This is a genomic window from Zoogloea sp. LCSB751, from assembly GCF_002028455.1.
GTDB lineage: Bacteria > Pseudomonadota > Gammaproteobacteria > Burkholderiales > Rhodocyclaceae > Zoogloea.
Genome location: NZ_MWUM01000141.1, coordinates 1 through 280 on the forward strand (window position 1 = coordinate 1; position 280 = coordinate 280).

The window sequence follows — 280 nt, forward strand, 5'->3', positions numbered from 1 at the left end:
TAAGCGATAAAGTGCGAGTCACGCACTTTATCTTTTGCCAAATTTTACTGACCTGGCCAGTAGTCGCGAATGTCCGACAAGGGGCGGTATAAGGTCAGTACCACATCGGTATTGCCACCCTCATACACTTCAACTTCTACTGCGCGGCTTTCGTCATCATCGAGCAGCAAATAATATTCGAAGGGTTCACCGCTGGCACCATTGGCATCCTGCGGCGGTTTAAGTCCTCGATAATCTTCACGGTGGAAGTAGCCAAAGAGTGCAAAACTCACTTGGTGGT

General features: G+C 48.9%; 1 protein-coding gene. It reads right to left on the reverse strand.

Going from position 1 to position 280, the window contains the following annotated elements:
• Positions 1-44: 44 nt before the first annotated feature.
• Positions 45-280: hypothetical protein (locus B4920_RS26105; RefSeq protein WP_216820045.1), on the reverse strand; the 236-nt coding region annotated here is incomplete at its 5' end.